General features: G+C 48.1%; 18 protein-coding genes. 10 read left to right on the top strand and 8 right to left on the bottom strand.

Translation table 11 applies throughout. The annotated features are described in order from the left end of the window. The 3 genes from recB (at nt 1) to sat (ending at nt 6,973) form a co-directional block, all read left to right on the top strand. Nucleotides 1-3,552, top strand: a complete 3,552-nt coding sequence (gene recB, locus AC4IE7_RS06800; RefSeq protein WP_490776061.1) for an exodeoxyribonuclease V subunit beta — start codon at nt 1-3, stop codon at nt 3,550-3,552. Further along, on the top strand, nt 3,549-5,417 hold the full coding sequence (gene recD / locus AC4IE7_RS06805) for an exodeoxyribonuclease V subunit alpha (RefSeq protein WP_490776062.1): 1,869 nt from the start codon (nt 3,549-3,551) through the stop codon (nt 5,415-5,417). Before recB ends, recD begins: the two co-directional genes overlap by 4 nt. A 368-nt stretch (nt 5,418-5,785) precedes the next feature. After that, nucleotides 5,786-6,973, top strand: a complete 1,188-nt coding sequence (sat, locus tag AC4IE7_RS06810) for a sulfate adenylyltransferase (RefSeq protein WP_490776063.1) — start codon at nt 5,786-5,788, stop codon at nt 6,971-6,973. A gap of 182 nt (nt 6,974-7,155) precedes the next feature. Here sat and AC4IE7_RS06815 read toward each other — a convergent pair whose 3' ends face one another. Both AC4IE7_RS06815 and AC4IE7_RS06820 read right to left on the bottom strand, forming a co-directional pair. After that, complete coding sequence (locus AC4IE7_RS06815; RefSeq protein ID WP_490776064.1) at nt 7,156-7,524, bottom strand: type II toxin-antitoxin system VapC family toxin; 369 nt, start codon at nt 7,522-7,524, stop codon at nt 7,156-7,158. Beyond that, nucleotides 7,521-7,718, bottom strand: a complete 198-nt coding sequence (locus AC4IE7_RS06820; protein ID WP_490776065.1) for a type II toxin-antitoxin system VapB family antitoxin — start codon at nt 7,716-7,718, stop codon at nt 7,521-7,523. The genes AC4IE7_RS06815 and AC4IE7_RS06820 overlap by 4 nt, the downstream gene beginning before the upstream one ends. Before the next feature lie 54 nt (nt 7,719-7,772). Between AC4IE7_RS06820 and AC4IE7_RS06825 the strand changes: the two genes are divergently transcribed. Beyond that, nucleotides 7,773-7,889, top strand: a complete 117-nt coding sequence (locus AC4IE7_RS06825) for a hypothetical protein (protein ID WP_490776066.1) — start codon at nt 7,773-7,775, stop codon at nt 7,887-7,889. A 100-nt stretch (nt 7,890-7,989) separates the two neighbouring features. Here AC4IE7_RS06825 and AC4IE7_RS06830 read toward each other — a convergent pair whose 3' ends face one another. After that, nucleotides 7,990-8,118: a hypothetical protein gene (locus AC4IE7_RS06830; RefSeq protein WP_490776067.1), complete on the bottom strand. Its 129-nt coding sequence runs from the start codon at nt 8,116-8,118 to the stop codon at nt 7,990-7,992. Between the two features lie 205 nt (nt 8,119-8,323). Here AC4IE7_RS06830 and AC4IE7_RS06835 point away from each other — a divergent pair, with 205 nt between their 5' ends. Continuing rightward, nucleotides 8,324-9,784, top strand: coding sequence for a B12-binding domain-containing radical SAM protein (locus AC4IE7_RS06835; RefSeq protein WP_490776068.1), 1,461 nt, complete (start codon nt 8,324-8,326; stop codon nt 9,782-9,784). Nucleotides 9,785-9,836: 52 nt separating this feature from the next. Here the strand turns inward: AC4IE7_RS06835 and AC4IE7_RS06840 are convergent, their stop codons facing one another. Continuing rightward, nucleotides 9,837-12,032: a tRNA(Met) cytidine acetyltransferase TmcA gene (locus tag AC4IE7_RS06840; protein ID WP_490776084.1), complete on the bottom strand. Its 2,196-nt coding sequence runs from the start codon at nt 12,030-12,032 to the stop codon at nt 9,837-9,839. Nucleotides 12,033-12,210: 178 nt separating this feature from the next. Between AC4IE7_RS06840 and hypF the strand changes: the two genes are divergently transcribed. The 5 genes from hypF (at nt 12,211) to AC4IE7_RS06865 (ending at nt 19,446) form a co-directional block, all read left to right on the top strand. Further along, on the top strand, nt 12,211-14,562 hold the full coding sequence (gene hypF / locus AC4IE7_RS06845; RefSeq protein WP_490776069.1) for a carbamoyltransferase HypF: 2,352 nt from the start codon (nt 12,211-12,213) through the stop codon (nt 14,560-14,562). Between the two features lie 167 nt (nt 14,563-14,729). After that, nucleotides 14,730-15,812 carry an AmmeMemoRadiSam system radical SAM enzyme gene (gene amrS / locus AC4IE7_RS06850; RefSeq protein ID WP_490776070.1) on the top strand — a complete coding sequence of 361 codons (1,083 nt, stop codon included), beginning with the start codon at nt 14,730-14,732 and terminating at the stop codon, nt 15,810-15,812. 141 nt (nt 15,813-15,953) lie between these two features. Then, complete coding sequence (gene amrB, locus AC4IE7_RS06855; RefSeq protein WP_490776071.1) at nt 15,954-16,742, top strand: AmmeMemoRadiSam system protein B; 789 nt, start codon at nt 15,954-15,956, stop codon at nt 16,740-16,742. A gap of 123 nt (nt 16,743-16,865) precedes the next feature. After that, nucleotides 16,866-17,558 (top strand): DNA-primase RepB domain-containing protein, encoded by a 693-nt coding sequence (locus AC4IE7_RS06860; protein ID WP_490776072.1) that lies wholly within the window; start codon nt 16,866-16,868, stop codon nt 17,556-17,558. Between the two features lie 100 nt (nt 17,559-17,658). Then, nucleotides 17,659-19,446, top strand: a complete 1,788-nt coding sequence (locus AC4IE7_RS06865) for a hypothetical protein (RefSeq protein WP_490776073.1) — start codon at nt 17,659-17,661, stop codon at nt 19,444-19,446. 219 nt (nt 19,447-19,665) lie between these two features. Here the strand turns inward: AC4IE7_RS06865 and AC4IE7_RS06870 are convergent, their stop codons facing one another. From AC4IE7_RS06870 to AC4IE7_RS06885, 4 genes are all read right to left on the bottom strand, one after another. Then, nucleotides 19,666-20,946 (bottom strand): FGGY-family carbohydrate kinase, encoded by a 1,281-nt coding sequence (locus AC4IE7_RS06870; RefSeq protein ID WP_490776074.1) that lies wholly within the window; start codon nt 20,944-20,946, stop codon nt 19,666-19,668. A 31-nt stretch (nt 20,947-20,977) separates the two neighbouring features. Continuing rightward, a complete protein-coding gene (gene queF / locus AC4IE7_RS06875; RefSeq protein ID WP_490776075.1) occupies nt 20,978-21,367 on the bottom strand; it encodes a preQ(1) synthase in 390 nt (129 codons plus the stop codon). Between the two features lie 341 nt (nt 21,368-21,708). After that, the gene (locus AC4IE7_RS06880) at nt 21,709-22,590 is read right to left on the bottom strand and encodes a hypothetical protein (RefSeq protein ID WP_490776076.1); all 882 of its coding nucleotides are present in this window, start codon (nt 22,588-22,590) and stop codon (nt 21,709-21,711) included. A 44-nt stretch (nt 22,591-22,634) separates the two neighbouring features. Then, nucleotides 22,635-23,654 carry a hypothetical protein gene (locus AC4IE7_RS06885; protein ID WP_490776077.1) on the bottom strand — a complete coding sequence of 340 codons (1,020 nt, stop codon included), beginning with the start codon at nt 23,652-23,654 and terminating at the stop codon, nt 22,635-22,637. Nucleotides 23,655-24,178: the final 524 nt, after the last annotated feature.

Raw genomic sequence — 24,178 nt, forward strand, 5'->3', positions numbered from 1 at the left:
ATGAAGATTGATGAGGTCGCTCTGGAAGGCGTCAATCTTGTCGAAGCCAGCGCTGGTACTGGCAAGACCCATACACTTTCAAGTCTCTATCTCAGACTCTTGCTGGAGCGGGAGATGGGCCCTGAATCGATTTTGGTGATGACCTATACCCAAGCGGCAACAGCAGAGTTGAAAACCCGAATCCGCCAGCGGCTTATTGAAGCAAGGCAGTTGTTTCAGGGGGGAGAATCATCTGATCCTCTGCTGTTTGCTCTGGATCAAAAGCTTGCTGATAAACCCAGAGTCATCCGTCAGTTGGATTTAGCACTCGCCAGTTTCGATCGAGCAGCAATATTTACAATTCATGGTTTTTGTCAGCGAGTTTTGACTGAGTTTGCCTTTGAAAGTGGACAGTCCTTTCATACTGAACTTGTACCTGATCAGGCGATCAGGCTGCAGCAGATTGCAGATGATTTCTGGCGTCGTGAGGTATCCCGCCTATCACAACCCTTTTTAGAGGCATTGCAGGCTGTGGTTGCAACTCCGGATGAGCTGCTGAATCGACTTAAACCGGCACTGGGTAAACCCTATCTTGAAGTCAGATCTGCAAGCTGGCCTGATGGAATTGAGGCGATTGAGAGCCAGGCGCAGGAAAAATTATCTGAGCTTCGTTCTGGCTGGAGTTCAGAGCGGGATAATATTCAGAAACTGCTGAGTGACAATCAGGTTTTAAATGGCAGGGTCTATCAGTCCAAATGGGTGACCGGTTGGTGCAATAGTATGGATCTGTGGCTGAATGGGAATATCTATGTAGCACCGTTCGAAAAAGTGGAGCGATTCACGCCACAAGTCATACAGGCAGCAGTTAAGGCGGGCAAGTCTCCCCCTCAACACCCTTTTTTCCAAGCGCTGGAAAACTATCTGCCAATTGCTGAGGCCTGCATAGCTGCTTTTAAACAGGCTCTGGTGGCATGGCAAGGTGCCATGTATGAGTACATGATGGCGGAGTTGCCGAAACGCCAGGCAGAATCCGCAGAGTGGTCCTATGATGATCTGCTGCTGCAACTTCAAATAGCATTGCAAAAAGATCACTCAGGAGAATTGGGGGGGAAGTTACGTAAGCGTTATCGCGCTGCACTGGTGGATGAGTTTCAAGATACAGATCCGATACAATACGAGATATTGGATCGTATCTATCACGCCACAGATCAGCCGGTGTTTATGGTCGGCGACCCGAAACAGGCAATCTACAGTTTTCGTGGCGCCGATATCTTTACCTATCTGCATGCCAGAGAAAATGGTGTCGCCAAGCTGCATAGTCTGGATACCAATTGGCGCTCTACACCTGAGATGGTATCTGCCATCAACAGTTTGTTCAGTTTCTCCCCACACCCTTTCTTCGATTCAAGAATCACCTTCCACACAACCCGGTCAGCGGATCGGCAGATGGATCAACTGACGGAGCGGAATAAAAAAGCAGCGGCTTTGCAGATCTGGCGCCTGCCTGATGAGCCAACACAATCAATCGAGGATCTACGCCAGAGGGTGGCTGACACCACCGCTGCGGAGGTTGCCAGTCTACTCACATCCGCCTCATCAAGGCGAATCAAGATCGGGCAACGGGAAGTGATTGGCAGCGATATTGCGATCCTTGTTCGCACCCACAAGCAGGCTGCTCAAATTGCAACGGCTCTGGGCACAAAGGGGATATCGAGTGTCCGCAGCAGCCAACAGAGTGTCTACTTGAGTGTGGAAGCTGAGGCATTGGAGCGGGTTTTGATTGCACTATTGGAACCCCATCGTGAGCGTGCAATGCGTGCCGCTCTGGCGACTCTCCTGTTTGGATGGCGCGGGGCAGAGATAGATAACTTGAATTTTGACGAAAAGGCGCAAAGCCAGATCTCCAAACGCTTTTTTGAATACCATCAGCTATGGCGCAGCAGTGGATTTATCGTAATGTTCCGAGGACTGATGAGCGAATTCGAAGTCGAAAACCGCTTCCTCGACTATCAGGATGGGGAGCGGCGGCTTACCAACCTCTACCACTTGGTGGAACTGATACAACAACAGGATAGTGCTCAGCGACCAGGGATGGAGGGATTGGTTACCTGGTATCGCTATCAACGCCAATCCAGTTCACAGGATGAGGAACGTTTGTTGCGCCTTGAGAGTGATGGGGATCTGGTCAGAATTGACACAATGCACCACAGCAAGGGATTGGAGTACGGTATCGTATTCTGTCCCTATTTGTGGGATGAGTCTGTCGAAAAGAATTCTAATAAACCCTTTCTTTTTCATGATCCAGCAGCTAACGATGCACCAACCCTTGAGCTTGGACCTGAACGTTTATCTAAAAACTTTAACTATCGCCAATATGAGGTTCAGGCAGAAAACCTTCGTTTGGCCTACGTGGCACTGACCCGTTCGCGCTTTCGCTGTTATCTACCCTGGGGATTGAATAAATCGAGTCGTCAATCTGCATTGTGTTGGTTGTTGCATAGTGGTGGATTACACCAGCCGAGTGATGAATTGAGTGATTGGCAGGCAGCAGCAAAGGCATTAGAACAGAAACAGGATGAGCAGCGGCTGGCGATGTTATCTGAATCAGCACAAGGTACGATTGAGATCATCCCGATGCCTGAATTCGAGGTCGAGGGGCAAATGCCTTTGGCACTGCCACCGGAGCTTAATCCGGCAAGACAACTATCGATTCGAATCCCCAAGCACTTGCAAGTATCAAGTTTCTCTTCATTGGTTGCAGGATTGCCAGAGGATCTACCGGATCATGATGGTTTGGTCTCAGCCGGTTCTTCTGCTGCGGAATTTGAAGAGAAAATGGATGTGCATGGCTTTCCCAGAGGTTCTGGGCCAGGTAGTTGTCTGCATGCGATTCTTGAAGAGCTCGATTTTAATCAACCTGACCTTCACGCAGTGGAGGGGTTGGTAGGGGAGAAGCTTCAGCTGTTTGGTATTGACTCCTGCTGGAGCGCTGTAGTCGTAGAGTGGATGTTGGCCCTGCTGCAGACGCCACTATCCGGGGAGGGTATCAGATTAGGGGATGTTTCTAACAAGCAGCGCCTGAATGAAATGTCATTTCATTTTCCGATTAAGGCATTTAACACCAATCAGATATATGCTCTGGCCGATAAATGCAGTTTTAGTGATACCCCAGGTCTACTTGAAGGCTTGGGAGTAGTAAACAGTGCCTCAGTTGATGGCTTCATCAAGGGATATATCGATTTGGTATTTGAGGTTCAGGGACGCTACTACCTGGCAGACTATAAGTCGAACTGGCTGGGAGCAGACTACCCGGCCTATCACAAACAGGCACTGGCCCAGGCCATGGTGGGACATCACTACTCCCTGCAATATGTGCTCTATACCTTGGCTCTGCATCGTTATTTGCGGCTGCGTATTCCAGACTATAGCTATGACCGCCATTTTGGTGGTGTCTTCTATCTGTTTCTTCGAGGAATGCACCCGGATGGTGATCAGCAGTTGGGAATATTGCAGGAACGACCACCCGCCGAGTTCATCGAGGCATTGGATAATCTGATTGGAGGCCAGCTTTGAATCTATGGCCTGAATTTCAAAAACAGCAGGAGCTGGGAGACTTTTTGAAGGCGTTGCGCCAACATAAAGTGATTGGTGACCTGGACTATTACATGGCGCTTTTTCTGCTTTCAGAAGCGGAAAGTCCCAGTCTGAATCTGGCATTGGCTGTCGCATTGAGCTGCCGCGCGACACATGAAGGGCATGTCTGTCTTGATTTGGATGAACTTGCTGAATCGGAAATCACTCCAGCCGATGGGCTGGTAGTGAAGTTCCCGACAATGGAAGAGTGGCGCTCGGAACTATTGAGCAGTGGTGTAGTAGGGGAGCCCGTTCTCTGGCAGCCACTTGTATTGGATGAGAACAACAGGCTCTATCTCCATCGCTACTGGGATTATGAACAGCGTCTGGCTGGCGTGCTTCTATCCCGTGAACAGCAGAGACCAGCCTCAATTGATGAAAAAAAATTGAGTGAGGATCTCGATATTCTGTTTCAAACCCCACAAGGGCAGACCACAGATTGGCAAAAGTGCGCAGCTGCCACTGCTATATTGTCAAATCTCACCGTTATCTCTGGTGGACCGGGGACAGGTAAGACCTCAACCGTTGTACGTATTGTGGCGTTGTTACGCCAACAGCCTGGTGGTCAAAATCTGCGTATCGGACTGGCAGCACCCACTGGCATGGCAGCAGCCCGGCTGCAGCAGTCCATCAGAGAGTCGAAGGCAAAATTGCCCTTGCCCCAGGAGCAGCTTGATGCAATCCCCGAAGAGGCCTCGACTCTGCACCGAATGCTTGGGATATCACATCAGGGTACTGGTTTCAGGCACCATCATGACCATCCGCTACTACTGGATGTGCTGATCCTGGATGAAGCTTCAATGGTTGATGTGGCATTGATGGCGAAGCTACTGGATGCCCTCCCCATGAGCGCCAGACTGATTCTGTTGGGTGATCGCAATCAGCTCTCTTCAGTAGAGGCGGGTTCGGTACTTGGTGATATCTGTTCTGATTGTGAAGGGCCGGATCAGGTATTTGCCCACAGCCTTTCACAGCTCACTGGTCAACCTGTTGATAGTCCATCCATGTCTGGGAATGGGTTGAGTAACAGCGTGGCGCTATTGCGCCATAGTTACCGTTTTTCTGAGGAGAGTTCCATCGGCAGACTCGCAAATGCGATCAACCAGGGGGATGTTGAGGCTGCGATCAAACTCCTTCACAGAGAAGATGCTGACCATGAGACAGGTTGGTTGGAGGATGAGCAGCAGACCATTGCGCTGGGGGCTGCTCATTTTGCTGGCCTGTTTGATCAACTTAAGTTGGGTGCCACTGTCGATCGACTTTTCGATATGCTGCACTCATTTCGCATTCTCTCTGCTTTGAGAGAGGGGCCTTCCGGTGTAATACAGCTCAATCAAGGGATAACCGATCGATTGAAAGAGATGGGCTATATCCAGGAGAACAAGCTCTGGTATATCGGACGCCCAGTGATGCTGACACGAAATGACTATCAGCTGAATCTCTATAATGGTGAAACAGGGATAGTGCTGCCTCATCCCGATCAGCCCGAAGAGTTAGCCGTTGCTTTTGCCGGCTCGGATGGTGCCATACGTTGGGTTTCACCATCCCGTCTGCCCTATTGCGAGACTGTCTATGCGCTCACTGTACACAAAAGTCAGGGATCTGAGTTTCAACGGGTACTGCTCCATCTTCCAAAACGTGACACCCCTGTTCTATGCCGGGAGCTGATCTATACCGCCGTAACACGATCAAAACAACAATTCAGCCTGGTTGCTACAGAAGCCATCTTCAGAGTGGCTATAAAGAGAGGTTTGCAACGCCATAGTGGATTGGCCGATCTTCTGAGACGGGCCCATCAGGATTGAGCCTGGATTCCTAGAGATAGAGAGGGCTATGCGTGAGCAGAAGAAAAATCGAAACAGTGCCAAGTGGCAGCTTGCCCATTTGAGAGCAGATATTTTGCTGAGCACATAAAAAATTACTTGGGTTGTATAACTCCTTGTTGTGGTAGGGTATGGGCTGTTTGAGTAGAGGTATGAGCAAGTAACGCTCGTATTATTTAATAAAAAACAGTGGTTTATATTGCATTTTTAAGAAACTGTCTTATATGTGGCAGGGAAACGTAAAGATGCAACCCACATATCAAAAATGGGCAGATCCGGTTTGATGTTCTCAATTTAAGCTCAAATCGGACAAACAGATTTAGCGATCAAAACGAAGGAGAAGAAACGTCATGATCAACCCTGTTGGTTCCTCAGAACTACAACCTTTGTTTGTCTATGACCCCGATTCACACCATAAGCTCTCTCATGAGGCCGAATCCCTACCCTCAGTAGTGATCAGCTCCCAGGCTGCAGGTAATGCGGTAATGATGGGTGCAGGCTATTTCAATCCGCTGAAGGGCTATATGTCAGTTGCGGATGCGATGGGTGCTTCTGAGAAGATGACCCTTACTGATGGCAGCTTCTTTCCCGTACCTGTACTCTGCCTGGTGGAGAGTACAGATGCGATAGGTGATGCCAAGCGTATTGCGCTCAGGGATCCCAATATGGAAGGCAACCCTGTACTGGCAGTAATGGATATCGAATCGATTGAGACCGTCAGTGACGAACAGATGGCAGTGATGACTGAGAAGGTCTATCGTACAACCGATTCAGACCATCCTGGCGTCTCTGCATTCAACAACCAGGGGCGCATTGCACTCTCTGGCCCCATTCAAGTTTTGAATTTCTCATATTTTCAGGCTGATTTTCCGGATACTTTCCGTACTGCAGTTGAGATTCGTAATGAGATTCAGGAGCGTGGCTGGAGTAAGGTTGTTGCTTTCCAGACCCGTAACCCGATGCATCTGGCTCATGAAGAGCTGTGCCATATCGCTATGGATCGACTCGGCTGTGATGGCTTAGTAATCCACATGCTCCTTGGCAAGCTGAAGAAGGGTGATATTCCTGCGCCTGTGCGTGATGCGGCGATTCGCAAGATGGTGGAACTCTATTTTCCACCTAACAGCGCAATGGTGACCGGTTATGGATTTGACATGCTCTATGCTGGCCCAAGAGAGGCGGTACTGCATGCCTATTTCCGCCAGAACATGGGCGCAACCCACTTCATTATCGGTCGTGATCATGCTGGTGTGGGTGACTACTACGGTGCCTTTGACGCTCAAACTATTTTTGAGGAAGAGGTTCCTGCTGGTGCCATGGAGATCGAAATCTTCAATGCTGACCACACCGCCTACTCAAAGAAACTCAATAAGGTTGTGATGATGTGTGAAGCACCTGATCACACCAAAGAGGACTTCGTCTTGCTTTCAGGCACCAAGGTGCGTGAAATGTTGGGCCAGGGTATTGCTCCTCCTAAAGAGTTTTCCCGTCCAGAGGTTGCTCAAATCCTCATGGATTACTATCAATCAGTGAATTAACTGATTGTTAAGGCAATAAAAAAGCCCGCTTAAAAGCGGGCTTTTTTTTATCCATAATGATTGTCCTTATCGCCTTCTGTTTATAGATCAGCTATTAGATCCTTATTGTCTAAAGCTAAATTAGTGGAAGGGCTCTTGTGATCAATCACCACCAGCGGAATGCTGTTCTTTATTGGACATCTTCAAGCAGCCGCATACGCCATTCCCAGCTTATCGGCCAAAATATGTAAGCGCTTGTCGCGGGTCCACAAACGCGCTCCCCGATCCAGCACCACTGCTGCCATCAGGTGGGCATCCACATAGCCAATTCCACGCCCCATTAATTCGTGCTGCTCGATAAAAAACAGCACTTCGCCATCTTGAGCCACAGCGGCCTGAGGCAGGTTTTGCAGTAACGACAATACCTCTACCCGCTGGCGCAGATTGCCGCAGGCCAACTCACCCAGGACGAAGGGGTGCATCAAGACTTGGGCACTATTGAGCAGGGTCATCAGAGCGTCGTCTCCGGATCGAAGGTGGTCGATCCAAACGGAGGTGTCGACCAGAATCATTGGCCATCCGGACGTCGGCGGGGGGGGAGCTCCAGCTGTGGTTCACTGCCACCCAGCCGCGCCAGCCGGCGAGCGCTTTCGCGTTCAATCAGTGCGCGTAGTCCCTCGCGGACCAGTGCTGTTTTTTCGGTCACTCCACAGATGCGCTGGGCCTCTGAAAGCAACTGGTCGTCGATATTTAGTGTTGTACGCATGGTGCACCCGATGATGGTTAGTGATGCACTAAATAGTACATCATATGATGCGTTATGTCGTGCTCGATGAGTGGGTCCAGTAACTTCTTGCTTTCAGGCACCAAGGTGCGTGAAATGTTGGGCCAGGGTATTGCTCCTCCTAAAGAGATTTCCCGTCCAGAGGTTGCTTAAATCCTCATAGATTACTATCAATCAGTGAATTAACTGATTGTTAAGACATTAAAAAAGCCCGCTTAAAAGCGGGCTTTTTTTTGCCTGTTTTCAGGTGGCTTCAGGTTGGATCCTGGCAGAGATCAGCCTCCGCTTCGATCATCATCTCAACGATGATCTCAATCTCATCAGGATAGGACTCTGCCATTGCGCGCAACTCGTCACAGCTGATTTGTAGCATCTCATTCATAACAAACACCATTTAGAATATAATTATATACTAATATAGTTTATGATTTCAGTTGAGTCAAGTTTGACGCTTCAGGAATCTGTGGTGATTCACGCTTTTATCTTATTGTTAATCCTGACAGTAATTCAATTGATTAGGTTACACTAAGATGTAAACTGTATTTAATTGCCTGGCTGGCCAACTGATCTCAACCTCTCTCTAACTCATGTCAAACCGAAAAATAACCTTCATAAATCCGCCCTACGACTCCATTGCCAAGGGGTATGAGTTCGTCAAGGAGATTACCAACAACTCACCCTCCCTTGGGTTGATGTACCTTGCTGCGGAGGTCAGGGAGCACGGCTATATAGCGGAGATTATTGAGAGCAATATTATGAATCTCTCAATTGAGGGGGTTGTAGAGAGAGTCGTTGAGACAAGTCCGTCATATGTTGGCATTACCCTGTTTACTGTTGGTGTCTGGAATACTGCTGCGATAGCGGGGGCGATTAAAAAGAGACTGCCTGAGACCACTATTATAATTGGCGGCCCCCATGTCTCCTCCATGGGGCGTGAGACCATGGAGCGTTTTTCCCAGTTTGACTATGCAGTACTGGGAGAGGGAGAGAAGACCCTGATGGATCTACTAAAGGCCATTGAGGGTGAGGGTGACCTGGCTGAGGTGCCTGAGCTGATCTACCGTGATGGCCCCTTTATTAAACAGACCCAGGGGCGAGCTATCAATCGCGATCTGGACTATCTGCCAATGCCCGCATGGGATCTGTTGCCCGATTTTCCTCAAGCCTATAAACCCGCCATCTATGACTATCCACGTGGACCTGTGGCAACTATAGCGGCCTCGAGAGGTTGCCCCTTCCATTGCAAATTCTGTGATACCTCAACCTTTGGGGATCGTGTTCGATACTACTCACCGGGTAAAGTGGTTGAGATGATGAAGCATCTCAAGCAGCACTATGGCATACGGCATGTGATGTTCGTTGATGACCTTTTTCTCGCAAGTAAAAAGCGGGCGTCTGAATTCTGCAAAATCTTGATTGAAGAGAATCTGAACATGACCTGGTCCTGTACTTCCCGTGTCGATACGGTGCACGAGGAGGTACTTGCCCTGATGAAAAAAGCAGGCTGCTGGGAGATCAGTTTTGGACTGGAGAGTGGCTCACAGGAGATGCTCGAAAAGATGGTGAAGTCTGCAAAGGTCAAGGATTCGGAGCGTGCCGTCAAAATGACTGCAGCGGCGGGTATTCGCACTAAGGGTCTTTTCATGCTCGGCTATCCTGGGGAGACAATTGAGTCGATCGAGGAGACCAAACAATTTGTACGCAACATCCCCATGACGATTATGAATCTGACCAAGTTTACCCCTTATCCTGGTTCGCCTATCTACTATGATCTGTATGGATCAAATATTCGCGAAGATCACTGGGAAAAGATGAATGGGATGAATTTTCTTTGGTCACCTGAAGGGATCACTATCGAAGAATTGGATCAGCACTATCGGCAGATGCTGGTATCGTTCTATCGTCGTCCAGCAATCAGTTGGCACTACACCTGGTTATCAGTGCTCTACCCACAGCATATGATTCGATTATTGAAATTCGGATCGCATTTTCTGAAGTTCAAGATCAGTAATCTTTTCCGCAAGAACGCACTTGAAAGCGATGCCTGATTTTCTCACTCTGCATAGGCCAGGATAGAGATAGAAATTACAGCGACACCTGTCAGCCGTCACTGCGTATGGTTTGTATAAGCTTGTGAGCTGTTTCATTGCCAGCACTCAAAACAATACTCTGCATGATTTGGCGTAAGCGGCTTTCAACCGCTTTGCGGCCGGTTAATCCAAGTGCAGAGGCACAACTTCCCCAGGACTGTTTTTGCAACACGCGTCTGATTAATAGCCTGCTCTCTGATTCATCCAACAGACTTAGGGATAGTGCGTGGAGAGTTAATGTCTGGATTGTACTGAAGGTGTATTCGTAGCCTCTGTTTGCAAAGGCATAGGCAGTTATATCGATCCAGTCTTGATCTGTCAGGTCTGTCAATGGCAGAGTTTCGATATCTTTAAGCAGGGGCAGGATCAGTTCAGTTGAGAGTTGAGCGAGTGAATCAGTCAACAGGGCGGGGAGCTGTTTGGCATACTGTTTTCTCGCCTGAACAAGCATCGCTTCGCCTTGGGAACTGAGCGATTGTATGAACATCACCGACTGTTGACTGCTGCTGGCACCGGAGTGCAGTCCCAGTCGAACGGCCTGCATATCGTTGCCTTGCCAGAATCTGATTAATCTTGTAGTAGCACCGAAACTGACTCCCAGGTAGTCACACCTCTGGTTTACTGCATGGGTTTTAATGGCGGTCAGGAGACGCTTTCCCAGCCCTCTATTCTGCAGTGCAGGGTGAACGGCAATCCTCATAATACGTAATCCCTTCAGGGTGGATGCAGTTCTCAGTCCGAGATGGGCAGATAGGGATTGAGCCACAAGATGCCCCCGTGGTCGTCGCCGACCCAACCAGATCTCTTCGGCCAGATCAGGGGCGAATTCACCTTCAGTAGCGAGCAGGGCTACAGCCACTACCTGCTGCTGATGCAAAAGCATCACTGTTTGCAGATTTGGGCCATCCAGCAGATGCCATAGATCCCGTGGGGTAGTCCGGTAGTGGGCTAGCACCAACAGTCCGAATAGTTGGTTAAGCGTGTTCTCCTGTGCCAGCAGTTGTTGTTGGTCTGGAAAAGCCAGCGAGAGCTTTTCCAGATTCAGATCGCAGATCTGGCTATCCTGAGCAGGCTCAGCATCCAATGCAAGTAACCTGAAAATCAATCTTTCAAGTGGGTCGTTGGGAGCCCAGCGAATGGGGCATTCCAGGATTTTTTCACGCCACTGAGGTCTCTCTTTTTGAAGGTGCTTTTTGAAACGATGGCTAAAGCCCAGTCCGGTTCCCTCATAGCCATGTATGGTTGTGGCGAAGACTATACGAGGATAGTGGTGCAGCATCTCTTTCAGTAACGGCGTTGGGATTGCAGCAGCTTCATCAACCAGCACAAGGTCAGCTGCAGGATGGTCAGAGATCAACAGATCCGGGGCAATATATTGAATGACACCATTCTCATGGTTAACTGTTTCTACACTGGTTTGAGTGCAATTCAACTCCCTCGCAGCCATCTCGAACAGGCTGACTACCGAGCTCTGCCTTGATGCGGTTACCAGGATACGTCGATATCCTCCAAGGATAAGCCGTGCGGCTGCAATACCTAAAGCAGATGACTTACCGCGACCTCTGTCAGAGGTGAGCACCAGAGGCCTCTTCCCATGCCCTTTGACAACATGTATTACGGCTTCTACAGCATCCGCCTGATCCTGGGTCAGGCAGGATTGGTCATCAGGTAGATTCACCGACTCAGCTGAGGCTGATGGTGGTGCCCAGAATCCAATCTGATCTGGGGTGCTGCAAGCAGTAGTCTGGTCTGACTGCAGCATCTCTGAAATCCTGCTCAGCAGCCGACTTGGTTTTGTCAGGGGATAACCGGCGACAGCAATTCTTTCAGATTCTGGGTCATCATATTCTGCCCAGGTCGTAAGTGGGGGTGTTAACAGTAGTAACAAGCCGCCACCTCTCAGTGTGCCACTCAGGGCGCCAAAGGCATCCGGGTCGAACCCGGAATAGGCGTTATAGACAAGCAGGGGGCATTCGCCGCCTAAATGCTCTAAAGCCCGCTGGTTACTAGATTGCCGGATCTCTTTCGGTGCATGTTCACCAATCCATAGGCTGTTCGCATCGTCTACAGAATCGACTATCTGGCAGGCCTGCTCGACACACCACGCCTGTTCACCAGAGATACGCAGTAGAAAACGATGTCGTCTCTGTTGAGCCAGTTTTTGGCAATCATTGGCCAGTTGTCTGATTGATGTGTAGGTATTGATAGTGGCTTAAGGGGCTGTTGTTTCAGTTATAGTCTGTGGATTCGTTTCAAAAGATTATATATTGTGATCAAGCATGCCATGAATTTTTGGTTTCTGTAATAGCAAGGTCATGAGGATGATAGGACAATGACGCTTCAAAAAGATAGTTGGCCGCGCCATATCAGGTCATTTTAAGTCAGTGGCACAGCATGAGACAGCTGAGCGAATCCGTGTACAGGGACTGGTTCAGGGTGTTGGTTTTCGTCCCACGGTCTGGCACTTGGCTCGTGAGTGCGGTTTGCGAGGCAGAGTCTGGAATGATGCAAAAGGCGTACAGATCCATCTCTGTGGTGAATTGTCGCAGATCGACCGTTTTTGCCGTCGATTGCTTGAACAGCCGCCTCCGCTTGCAAGGATTGATCTGCTTGAGCGTGAGTCAGTCTCTGAATTACCGGAAGCGTCTGAATTCGTTATCGCCACCAGTCAGGGAGGGGAGATACAGGCTGGGGTGGTAGCAGACGCAGCAACCTGTGATGCCTGTCTTGAGGATTTTCAAGATCCCCATAACCGACGCTATCGCTACCCCTTTACCAACTGCACCCATTGTGGCCCCAGGCTAACCATAGTCGAAGGCATACCCTATGACCGCGCCAATACCAGCATGCGACATTTCACGCTTTGTGAAGATTGTCGCCGTGAGTATGAAAACCCGGCTGACCGACGTTTCCATGCTCAGCCCAATGCCTGTCCAAGTTGCGGTCCCAGGGTTTGGTTGTGTGATGCTCAGGGGAATCAAATCGAATCTGACAACAGAGATGAAGATGCGATTCATGAAGCCAGCCGGCAGTTAGATCAAGGCGCGATAGTTGCGATCAAAGGTGTAGGGGGGTTTCATCTGGCCTGTGATGCAACCAATGAGATGGCGGTGGCGACCTTACGTCAAAGGAAGAGACGATACCAAAAACCTTTTGCCCTGATGGCAAGAGACTGCTCGGTGATTCGAAACTACTGCTCTCTCAGTGAGACAGAAGCTAGATTATTGGCTGAGAGTGCCGCACCGATTGTACTGCTGAGCCGTGATGATGAAGCTCTGCTGCCTGACAATCTCGCACCGGGGCAATCCACCCTGGGCTTCATGCTGCCCTATACACCACTCCACCATCTGCTTTTAGCCAGTTGGGATAGACCATTGGTAATGACCAGTGGAAACATTGTCGAGGAGCCACAATGTATCGACAACCGGGAGGCAACAGAACGTCTGCAACCTTTGGCCGATCTGTTTCTGTTACATGATCGGGAGATCATTAACCGGGTTGATGACTCAGTGGTTCGATTGATTGATAGTGAGCCGAGGCTGTTGAGACGGGCACGAGGCTATGCTCCGGAACCTCTGTCACTGCCTGAAGGATTTGAGCAGGTTCCTGAACTGTTGGCCTTGGGGGGTGAGTTAAAGAATACCTTCTGTCTGCTTCGTCAGGGACAAGGGATACTATCCCAGCATATTGGTGATCTGGAAAACCTGATCTCATATCAGGACTATTTGAAAAACCTGGAGTTGTACACCAGCCTTTATGATCACCATCCAACCCATCTGGTAGCAGATCTGCATCCCAACTACCGATCGACACAACACGCCAGGGCATTGGCAGAAGAGAGCAATTTAGAGTTACTGCTGGTACAGCATCATCATGCTCATATCGCCAGTGTACTGGCAGACAATCGCTGGCCACTGAGTGGTGGACAAGTGCTTGGCATCGCCCTGGATGGATCAGGTTATGGTGAAGATGGCACTATCTGGGGCGGAGAGTTTTTACTCGCTGACTACACCGGTTATCAGCGACTCGGCCACCTCAGTAGCGTTGCACTACCAGGAGGAACCCAGGCGATCAGACAGCCCTGGCGTAATACATTCAGCCAACTCAATCACTATCTGGGGTGGGAGAATGTAATCAACCAATGGTGTGATCTGGAGCCGGTGAGCTGGTTGAGTAATCAGCCTGTGGAGGTGCTTTCGCAGATGATCAGAGGTGGTGTCAACTCGCCACTGAGCAGCTCCTGTGGACGCCTGTTCGATGGGGTGGCAGCGCTATTGAATATCTGTCGTGAGCAGATCAGTTATGAGGGGCAGGCGGCCATTGAGCTGGAGTCATTGGCTCAGCAGGGACGCAACTCCGGGAATGGGAACTACCGACTGCAGATTGTTTCTGATTCCAATCTGCTTCGGTTGGATAGTGGATCCCTATGGTCAAGTTTGCTGGAAGATCTGAGGAGTGGGATTTCCCGAGAGATTATCGCCTGGCGTTTTCACTTTGGGCTGGCTCTGAGTGTTGCTGATATGGCCTCAGTCTTGGCAAGACAAGCGGGGGTCAACACAATTGCCCTCTCTGGTGGGGTTTTTCAGAATAAGACCCTGTTTGAGTTGGTTACAGACCATTTGATCAAGCAGGGTTTCGGGGTGCTCTCCCACCATCAGCTGCCCTCAAATGATGGGGGATTGGCCCTGGGACAGGCAGCAATTGGAGCAGCGAATGTGTTAAAGCTGAATCAATAGGAGCATTGGTGCATATCGCATCAGCGTTTGTTCCGTCTGCGTATAGAACATGACTCAGAAGATGAAACAGAGAATGCAATATTCAGTTGCCCGGTGAAGCGAACCTACAGATTCAGATTGAACAGACTACATTTATAGTAGAGAACCCATCATGTTGGGTGTGTCTGATGAATAACCATTTTCCAACAAACTATTGGCATAGCGTCTCAGAAGATCGGGTACAGTGCGATCTCTGCCCCAGGTTCTGCAAGATCAAAGCGGGTAAACAGGGATTCTGCTACGTGCGGGAAAACCATCAAGGCGCCATAGTATTGAACACCTATGGTCGTTCGAGTGGGTTCTGTATCGATCCGATAGAGAAGAAGCCGCTGAATCACTTTCTCCCTGGTACGCCAATACTCTCATTTGGCACTGCCGGGTGTAATCTAGCCTGTAAATTCTGTCAGAACTGGGATATCAGCAAGTCGAGAGAGATGCAGACTCTGGCAAACACGGCATCCCCGGAAGCAATAGCACAAAGTGCCCGCAGAAGTGGCTGTCGAAGTGTCGCCTATACTTACAATGATCCTGTGATCTTTCATGAGTATGCGATCGATGTAGCCCAGGCCTGTGCGGAGCTCGGCATCAAGTCAGTTGCGGTAACTGCAGGTTATGTCTGCGCCGAACCCAGGGCTGAGTTCTATCGGTATATGGATGCGGCAAACATCGATCTTAAGTCATTCAATGAAGCTTTCTACTATAAATTAACCGGTGCGCATCTGCAGCCAGTGCTGGAGACCCTCGAGTATCTCAAGTCAGAAACCTCAGTCTGGTTTGAGATTACGACCCTGCTGATACCCGGAGAGAACGATTCAGATCAGGAGATCGAAGCGATGAGTCAATGGGTGGTGGAAAAGCTGGGTGCTGATGTGCCGATACACTTCACAGCTTTCCATCCTGATTGGAAAATGCGTGATCATCCTTCTACACCCCATGCAACCCTGAGTCGTGCACGAAAGATTGCCATTGAGAATGGCGTACACTATGTCTACGTCGGTAATGTACATGACCCGAATGAGTCGAGCACCTGGTGCTATCACTGCGGTGCACGGTTGATCCAGCGGGATTGGTATGAATTGGGGGACTGGGCGCTTACTGAAGATGGGAGCTGTAAAAACTGTGGAGTCCGATTACCAGGGCTCTTTGAATCTCAACCAGGTAATTGGGGAAGTCGTCGGCAGCTGATCAAGGTATCACTGGTCGATTCTTGATCAAATGTGACATGAGATGATTTGGATCAAGCTATATGACAGCTAGTTGTTGCGAAGTTTTTCAACATAGAGTCAGTATAGGGCTTATGTGCACAATTTTTGAATTCAGCATAGCCAGCGTCTTAGATGTAGAGGTGCTTTATGACATCAATCAGACAACCTGCAGTTTCTGATATCTTCTATCCTGGAGATCCTCAGGGACTGCGAAAAATGGTCTCTGACTATCTCGATCATGTGGTACCCCATGGCGTCCCACCCAAAGCTCTGATAGCGCCTCACGCTGGTTATATCTATTCAGGTGCCGTGGCTGCGACAGTCTATGCTCGCCTTAAGTCAGTAACTGAAAAGATTCAACGGGTAGTACTGTTAGGGCCTTCCCATCGTGTTCCCTTTCTTGGATTGGCAGTCAGTGGGGCGGATTACTTTCGAACTCCTCTGGGTGATATAGCCCTGGATAGAGAAGCCATTGCCCAGCTGGTCGATATGCCTCAGGTTGCCTATCTTGATCAGGCCCATACCAATGAGCACTCACTAGAGGTACAACTCCCTTTCCTGCAACAGGTATTGGAGTCATTCAGCTTGATTCCAATTGTGGTTGGTGATGTTTCTGGAGAGGTTGTATCAGAGGTTCTTGGCAAGCTTTGGGGAGGTGATGAGACACTGATTGTGATCAGTTCTGACCTCAGTCATTATCATGACTATGTCACGGCGCAACGTATGGATCAGCAGACCAGTGAGTCGATTCTCTCTCTCGACCCTGACTCAATCAGGTATGAAGATGCCTGTGGCAGAATTCCGATACAAGGTCTATTGTTGCAAGCGAAAAAATTAGGCCTGCAGGGAGAGATTATAGATCTGCGTAACTCAGGTGATACCGCTGGGGATAAAAACCGTGTAGTGGGTTATGGCGCCTATGGTTTTAATGAGTGACTGATTGTTTTACACCGTCATTGAGTGGAAAGTGCGCGATATAACCACTGGATGGGGTGATGAGGATTTGATTTGGTCCATTACCCCTCTGTCGACTATGAGCTGTACTGCTCTTCATAATCAATGAGTGGCCGTTTCTATCGGGATTTAAATGTGGCTCATATTGCTCAGTGGATCGCAGAGCAGGGCAGAGTGCTTGAGCCGCAAAGAGATGAGGCAGAGACTTTTCTGAAACATCTGGATAAGGCGGGGGCGGTTTTTTCCTTTCGTACCTTCTCCGATTCGGCATACACCCGGTCAGGGGCTCATGATCCACTTGAAAAGGCGTTGCATGGTTCAATATCAAACTGCTGGGATGAACTTGTTCGGCTCAACAAAAAAGGTGCAGTAGTCACAGTTACTGTCAATCGTACCAATGGTCGTGGCCGGGAGATTGGTGATATTACTCATGTGCGGGCACTGTTTATCGATGATGATCTGGGTGGTGATCCCCAAAGCTTAACCATTCCTCCTCATATCCGGGTAGAGACCTCCCCCCATCACTTTCATAACTACTGGTTGGTAAAGGATCTTGGTTTAAATCAGTTTCAGGCTTGTCAGCAAAGGTTGGCCAAACGCTACCAAGGAGACAGTCGTGTACAGGCGCTCAATCAAGCGATGCAGCTGCCTGGCTTTTGGCGCAGGAAACAGATCAGTCAGCCCCGATTTCCCAGAGTGGTTGAGACTGCTAAAGCCCGGCCGCTTAATAATCAGCAGCTTGAAAAGCTACTAGGGCCTGTTAACAGGGACGATTCGAATAGTGCTAACGGGTCCTAGGGAGACACTGATGCACAGCCTCATACCTGCAAGTTGCTACTAGATCTTGATATACAAGGCGTTTATTCTATCAATACTTTTAGATAATGGAGTTAGGGTTGTGTTAAAAGGATTTAGTTTTTTTATTGTTTTACTACTGGTATCTACAAACGGCGCTCTTTTTGCAGCCCACCTTAATCACGACCGTACCGGACAGGTAGCACTGCTACCATTCTACACGGTAAACAATAACATCATCACCAACTTCACGGTGACCAACACCAGTAACTTATTCAAGGTGGTGCGGGTACGCATACTCGACTCCCTTATCTCTGCGGATCTACTGAACATCAACCTCTATCTCTCCCCCTATGATGTCTGGAACGCTACCTTGCGTATGAACCCGAACAGCGGGCTTCCCAATCTCATCACCGAGGATGAGAGCTGTACTTATCCGACAAAATCTACATTTCAGGCCGGTGTAGACCTGCAAAATAGCTATACAGCTCTAGCAGATGAGGATCTTTCACAAGGTTATATTGAGATTATTGAGATAGGTGATATCGCCGATGGTGATGGGCCAGCTTCGGATGGTGGCAATGAGGCCGAGATCGACATTAGTGGGATTGCTGACGGGATTGTCGATACCGCTGCCGGAGATCGTTCCATTCCGGATGGGTTGTTGCATGGTAACGACGGACAACCGGCAGACTGCTCTGTTGTTAGCGATGCCTGGGCGGCGGGTGTGTCGAATACTAGTGAGATCAATGGTTTTGAACCGGGGAGTATGGGGTCGAATGGCATCGCAGAGGATAGCGGTGATCCAGCTTCACCCTATGACAACAGCCACAACGCAGGTCTGGTAGCGCCAAACGGTGCTATTAATGCCTATGGCATCATCATCAATGCGGCCAGTGGTACCGCCTTTGTGGAGGAAGGGGTGCACATCGATCGTTACACCTCGGTTGCCCAGCACTACCTAACAGATGATCCCGTGCATTATCGTCTGCCTTCGTTGGCCTCCGGGAATATCCAGGAGGCGTACATCACCAATGCACAGGGTGACGGGATGAAGGGAGACACCCTGCCGTTGACCGAATATGACACCGGCGCACTGCACAATATCTCGCCATCACGGTCAGTACCCATGGGATCAAATCCTCTCCCGATTGCGATGTTACTGAGCGCAAGTGCCATTTCAGCACCATACTTTGTTGATGAGCGTGTTAATGGAATGACCGATATAGTATTGACCTTCCCGATGAGGAAACACGGTATCTATATCGGTAGATCACTGACCAATCAATTGTACTCGTATGTACCTGCTTGTGTGGGTGCCCTGGATGATGGAGTGGATGATGGTCGTGAGGTAACTCTGCTTGGGGTGTTGGTTCAGGACTATCCGCATGATGGGATGGGAAATCTTTGTATCTCTGCTGGATTTGACATAAATGGGTCTGAAAATTTTGTCTCTAATATCATCAGTACAATAGAGTATTACGACTACAAAAGTAGGGCGCGCCCGATGTGGGATTTTCGTATATCTTACGGTATTGTTCCCATTGATGCTGAATGGTATGACTTTGAGCGTAGTGTCAATGTGAAAGGCATCATCCACCGTTACAGTCATCCTTTTCTAGGAGCAGGAAATGTCAGTAATCAAGGCACAGTGTTCATTGTGGATGATGGTTATCCCGCAGGTTGGCTGACTGTCACCTTCTTCGATATTTATAACTACGAAACCAACCCCGATATCAGCCTGCTGACCGAATCCATCGGTGGCTTAGGCCCAGATGTTAATCAGAGTTGGATCGGTGTTCCTGTGATCGGTTTTTCAGCCATGGCAAGTGATGTCCAGTCCAATCAGGTGGGTGAAGTGGTTGAGTTGATTCGTAGTGTAGAGCGTTAACAGGCTCTTAACATCACAGGTCTTTTTTTACGATGTCGTTGATTGAGATGGGCCGTTATGTTCAATCTGAAACCATTCAAGCAAGGCTAGCAAAAAAGTGTCAGCAATGTAGCCTGGATGGAGTGCAACGGAATCCGGGAAGATTGGTGCACTGTTCTCCCGGATTCCGTTGCACTACATCCAGGCTACGGACTTGTAGAAGTTCATTGCACTATGTTTTTAACTAGGGTTGACCCCTTTCAATGCGAGCAATGCTACACCATATGCTGCCTCTTGCTGTTCAGACCGAATGACCGGCACCTTTAACCGCTGCTGGCGCATGATTCGCCAGGGTTCATTGATAGCGCCACCACCAATTGAGAATACCTGTTTCGGTGTAGGCGTGCCCAGACTTGCCAGGCGTTGATAACCCTGTTGTTCGATATTGGCGATGCCTTCCAGCAATCCTTGGAAAAAAAGCAGATCACTGTTGGGCTTTGGTACTAGCTTGGGGGGCAGATCGGGGTCATTGACTGGGAATCGTTCTCCTGGCGAGTTGAGTGGGTAGTAATCCAGTCCCGTCGACTGATCGGGTTTAAGTTCAGGTGAGAGTCTGGCCATATCCTTGTCATTGAAGTGATGCCGTAGAACTGCGCCTCCACTGTTTGATGCACCACCGACTAGCCATCGATCCCCCAGGCGATGGCTATAGATACCATACTGGGAATCGAATACCGGGTGATCTGAGAGAATCTTCAATACCAGGGTGCTGCCGAGAGAGGTCACAGCATCGCCTATGGCAGTGGCGCCTGAAGCTAAACAGGCCGCGTTGCTGTCTGTGGTGCCTGTGACGATGGGGATACCGGGCATCAATCCTGTCACATCAGCAACGTGCTTACTCAACTTTCCAACTTTGGTTCCACAGGGATAGACTTTCGGGAAGGCTTCGAAAGGGATGTCGAGCTGCGAGATCCAGACAGGCCACTGACGTTTAATCGGATCGTACCCCAGCTTCAGGGCATTATTTTCATCGCTGATTGGGATTTCTCCCGACAACTGCCCCAGAATCCAATCCGCCTGGTGTAGTGCATAAAAGCTTTGGCTGCCGATCTTTTTATTAAGATGCAGGAGTTTTGCCAGACTTGAACTGGCACTTAGAACCGGACTGCCTTCAGGCGCCAAGATCTTAAGTAGCTCCAAACCATCACGACTGCGCGTGTCGTTGTACATCAAGGCCGGGGTAAGTGGCTCTCCTTGCCGGTCTGTGATCAGTAGGGTTGATGAGGTGCCATCCACCGCAATACCGTCCACACTCTGATCAGCAGTCTCTTCTCCAATTGCCTGGAGCAATTTGATCACCGCCTGCCACCACTCGAGGGGATTTTGTTGCTGATATCCTTCGGCGGGAGATGTTGACTCCGGTAAGGGAGAACTGACCATCGATTTGACCACTCCATTTTCGTCGATGGCAATGGCGCGACAGCCGGAGGTGCCCAGATCGATTCCGATAAAAAGGCTCATGGGCATGCCTCCAGCTTTTTACCCCTCCTGTCTAAGGGAGGGTAACCGCTACAGGTGGTTGCCAACCTTCGGCTCTATGGTCCGCTACAACTGTGGTATAGATCCCGCCACGAACATTGAACTCTGCTGTGAGACGCATATAGCGGGGTTGGGTGGCACTCACCAGATCAGCGAGAATCTCATTGGTCACTGCTTCGTGGAATGCCCCTTGATCCCTGAAGGACCAAATGTACATCTTCAGTGCTTTAAGCTCAACGCAGAGTTTCTCAGGTACATACTCCAGAGTCATTTCAGCAAAATCTGGCTGACCTGTCTTTGGGCAGAGACAGGTAAATTCGGGAATATTGATACGAATCGTATAGTCTCTCTCCTGCTGAGGATTGTCGAAGGTTTCCAGATCTTTGCTTGGTTGGCTGGGCATGGTTTTACATTCTCATCATTAAAATCGCGTTGGATTATACGTGAGCCGCTGCCCAGTCTAAAGTATTTCATTTATATTCAAGTGAAAACAATAACTTATAAAAAACAGTCCCACGGGATGGACAGTCCTTCTAGTATCTTAATAACGTGTGTTGACGCTGTCGCGATATAACCGAACTATTTTTGGGACAGGTCTGGATCCACGCAGCTATTCCATAATCAAGCAGGGTATGTTCAATTAAGATTCCTGTAGGCGTGTAAACCGACCATACCGATGGATCAATCCAGTTCCGCCGTATTTCTGAGACGAAATTAGAGATTTGTCAACTAATCTACGTGAACTTATCTTTGTTTGATATAAAACGACATTACTACAGGTGCATTCAGTGAGATGGGTTTCATAATCAACATGTTTCCATATATTATGAATTCAGCAGGAAACCATGCGGGTTCTTTGCCATCAGAATAGCTTACTTTGTACTTACCTTCGATTTTCTGTTTGTTTGTTACATTACTTTGGAATTGGTAAATGGTTTCGCCGACAGAGAACCCAATAATCTTGTGCTTATTTTTTGTGTGTACATGACCAATATACTCATCTTCACCCTGTTTATTTTTGATTATAATAACGGTTGTGCCAAGAGTATCTCGCCAGGTGCCGGTGATATCGCTGCTATCAGAAAAATTTGCAAATACCAGGTTTGCCATCAGGCCGGCTGCTCTGGCGAAAATGCTATTCATTGTTTCAATAGAGTCGTAACCATTATCTGTCAGTCCTATAATTTGGGAATCCAGAGCAATATCCAAGTCTATGAAAGGGCTGTTCTGAGATAAAGAAGATATTTTTATTTTAAATTTAGCGCGACTTATGTTCTCTACAAAGTAATTGTGATTATTCTTAGTTAGTATATGTGATCTTAAACCGTTCTCAATTGAGAAACTAATATCTAGAGAAAGGGTATTATTATCAACTATGTTTTCTTTTCCTATGACTATATCAAGGCCGCTTAACAAGAATTCGTTTTGAACTGATAGTAGCAAATCTTCTTTATACGGATCTGCTATACGATCCTGAGCAGTTACGTTTACGATGGCATGTTTCGGTGTGTCCGTTGGTGTCTTATCCTGATAAAAATTAAAATTAGCCGATGCAAAGGCGTAATTGGATGTATAGATTAATATGCCTAGTAGTAGGCTAATTGATTTTAAATGTATTTTTTGCACGACCGTGAAATCCTTTAATATTTATTAAAGAGAGTATTGTGTATTTAACGATAACGTCTGGTTGATTTATTTTTGGCTGTTCTTTTGACTGGTCCGTTGTAGTATGAGGAAAATGATCCGTCACTAGAGAGAAGCCACAAACGATTGTTCTGCTCTTTTATGACTCTTCCTACCGTTACGTGGTCAAAGGCACGGCCAAAACTAATATATGGCTTACCATGGTAATCTACAAAATTAGAAACTTTTTTCTTTTCTAGATTCTGTGAGTCATACTTATTTAATAGAGCCTCATTTATAATGTTTAAGCTTTCCTCAATTCCTTCTGCATAGTATTTACGGAAGACGGATGCACGATTTTCTGCCCAAAGCTCTATATTTTTAGCATAGACATGTGTCTCTTGATTATCGATTGCGCGCAACAATAGTGCATCGCTCAGGCTTGTTGAATAGTAGGAAAGGAATTGTGTGATTGGTGGTGAGTAGTATGAAACTGTAGTTATGTAAGACGGCGTACCCGATTTTTCCAGCCAAAGACTAACGACGCTATCCATCATGAGGGTCCGATAGTTGGGGTCTAGGCTATAACTTATCTTGATGACAATGGTTGGTTGCTCTGTTTTTTTTACCAATGCAATTAGATCTGCCTCATATTCGGGTGTCTCTTCTACCAATTTAATTCGTTCTGGTGTGGTGAATATAAATTTATCCTTTAGTTTATGTATGAAGTCGCTTTTAAAGTCCAGATCGCCAACCCTATTATTTAAGGGGGCGACTAGATTATGCATTTTCTTAATGCTAGCAGAAGTGTGGATTGCATCTAGAACACCACCAACCAATCCACCAAATGCGCCGCCGTACTGTATTTGAGTGTTTATAGTCGTCTGACTGGATCTTGTTGCGTGTACTGTTCCAATAAGATGATCCTGAGGAATGATCACTAAAATATTGGCGTCAAATACTGAATCAGAGTAATTATTCTCAATAATCTTCTGCTGCGTGGTCGCACAACCATTAATCAGATATAAAACTACAAATAGAAAAGCTGTTTTTCTTAAAATATACACTTTCAATCCTTTGTCTCGTAACAAAAAATCTAGTTGAATAAATAATGCATGCAAGTAGAGTCATGACAATATTGCTGAATGCTGGTTTACATATTCAGCATGAAAAGCTAAACAGATGCTGGAAATTTAGGCTTTGCCATCAAATGAAGGAATAGACTGCAGAAAATGAAAATATTAGAGGTGGCGCGTGTGGCCAAATAATTCCATTTTTGATGGACTCCCTATTCACGTACTCCATATAGATACTAACCATAAAATTTTTTATAAGTATACAGTAGAAAAGTTAATTTTCTAGTTGAAAAGTTGATTGGATTGGGAGTTAAAGTATTTACTTTTAATGTCATGCTGATGAGTTATAGCAAAGAGGACAGTTGCGGAGCTAGAGGTTGTCTGTGTCGACTAGCGAGCTAGACATAATCTAATTGGGTATCAGTCGTGGATTGATGTCGTTGGTGTGGTTCGGGACTGCAACGGATGGTTTGGCTGGTGCCGAAGTAAGAGGTTTAGCTGGAGTCGAGCTTGTT

The sequence above is a fragment of the Candidatus Thiodiazotropha sp. AKAK3 genome (assembly GCF_058244645.1).

Coding starts and splice junctions, on each gene's coding strand:
- queF (WP_490776075.1), bottom strand. CDS start 21,367: ATGCCCAGCCAACCAAGCAAAGATCTGGAAACCTTCGACAATCCTCAG.
- sat (WP_490776063.1), top strand. CDS start 5,786: ATGATCAACCCTGTTGGTTCCTCAGAACTACAACCTTTGTTTGTCTAT.
- AC4IE7_RS06830 (WP_490776067.1), bottom strand. CDS start 8,118: ATGAATGAGATGCTACAAATCAGCTGTGACGAGTTGCGCGCAATGGCA.
- AC4IE7_RS06835 (WP_490776068.1), top strand. CDS start 8,324: ATGTCAAACCGAAAAATAACCTTCATAAATCCGCCCTACGACTCCATT.
- AC4IE7_RS06815 (WP_490776064.1), bottom strand. CDS start 7,524: ATGATTCTGGTCGACACCTCCGTTTGGATCGACCACCTTCGATCCGGA.
- AC4IE7_RS06870 (WP_490776074.1), bottom strand. CDS start 20,946: ATGAGCCTTTTTATCGGAATCGATCTGGGCACCTCCGGCTGTCGCGCC.
- AC4IE7_RS06860 (WP_490776072.1), top strand. CDS start 16,866: ATGAGTGGCCGTTTCTATCGGGATTTAAATGTGGCTCATATTGCTCAG.
- AC4IE7_RS06825 (WP_490776066.1), top strand. CDS start 7,773: ATGTCGTGCTCGATGAGTGGGTCCAGTAACTTCTTGCTTTCAGGCACC.
- amrS (WP_490776070.1), top strand. CDS start 14,730: ATGAATAACCATTTTCCAACAAACTATTGGCATAGCGTCTCAGAAGAT.
- recB (WP_490776061.1), top strand. CDS start 1: ATGAAGATTGATGAGGTCGCTCTGGAAGGCGTCAATCTTGTCGAAGCC.
- amrB (WP_490776071.1), top strand. CDS start 15,954: ATGACATCAATCAGACAACCTGCAGTTTCTGATATCTTCTATCCTGGA.
- AC4IE7_RS06820 (WP_490776065.1), bottom strand. CDS start 7,718: ATGCGTACAACACTAAATATCGACGACCAGTTGCTTTCAGAGGCCCAG.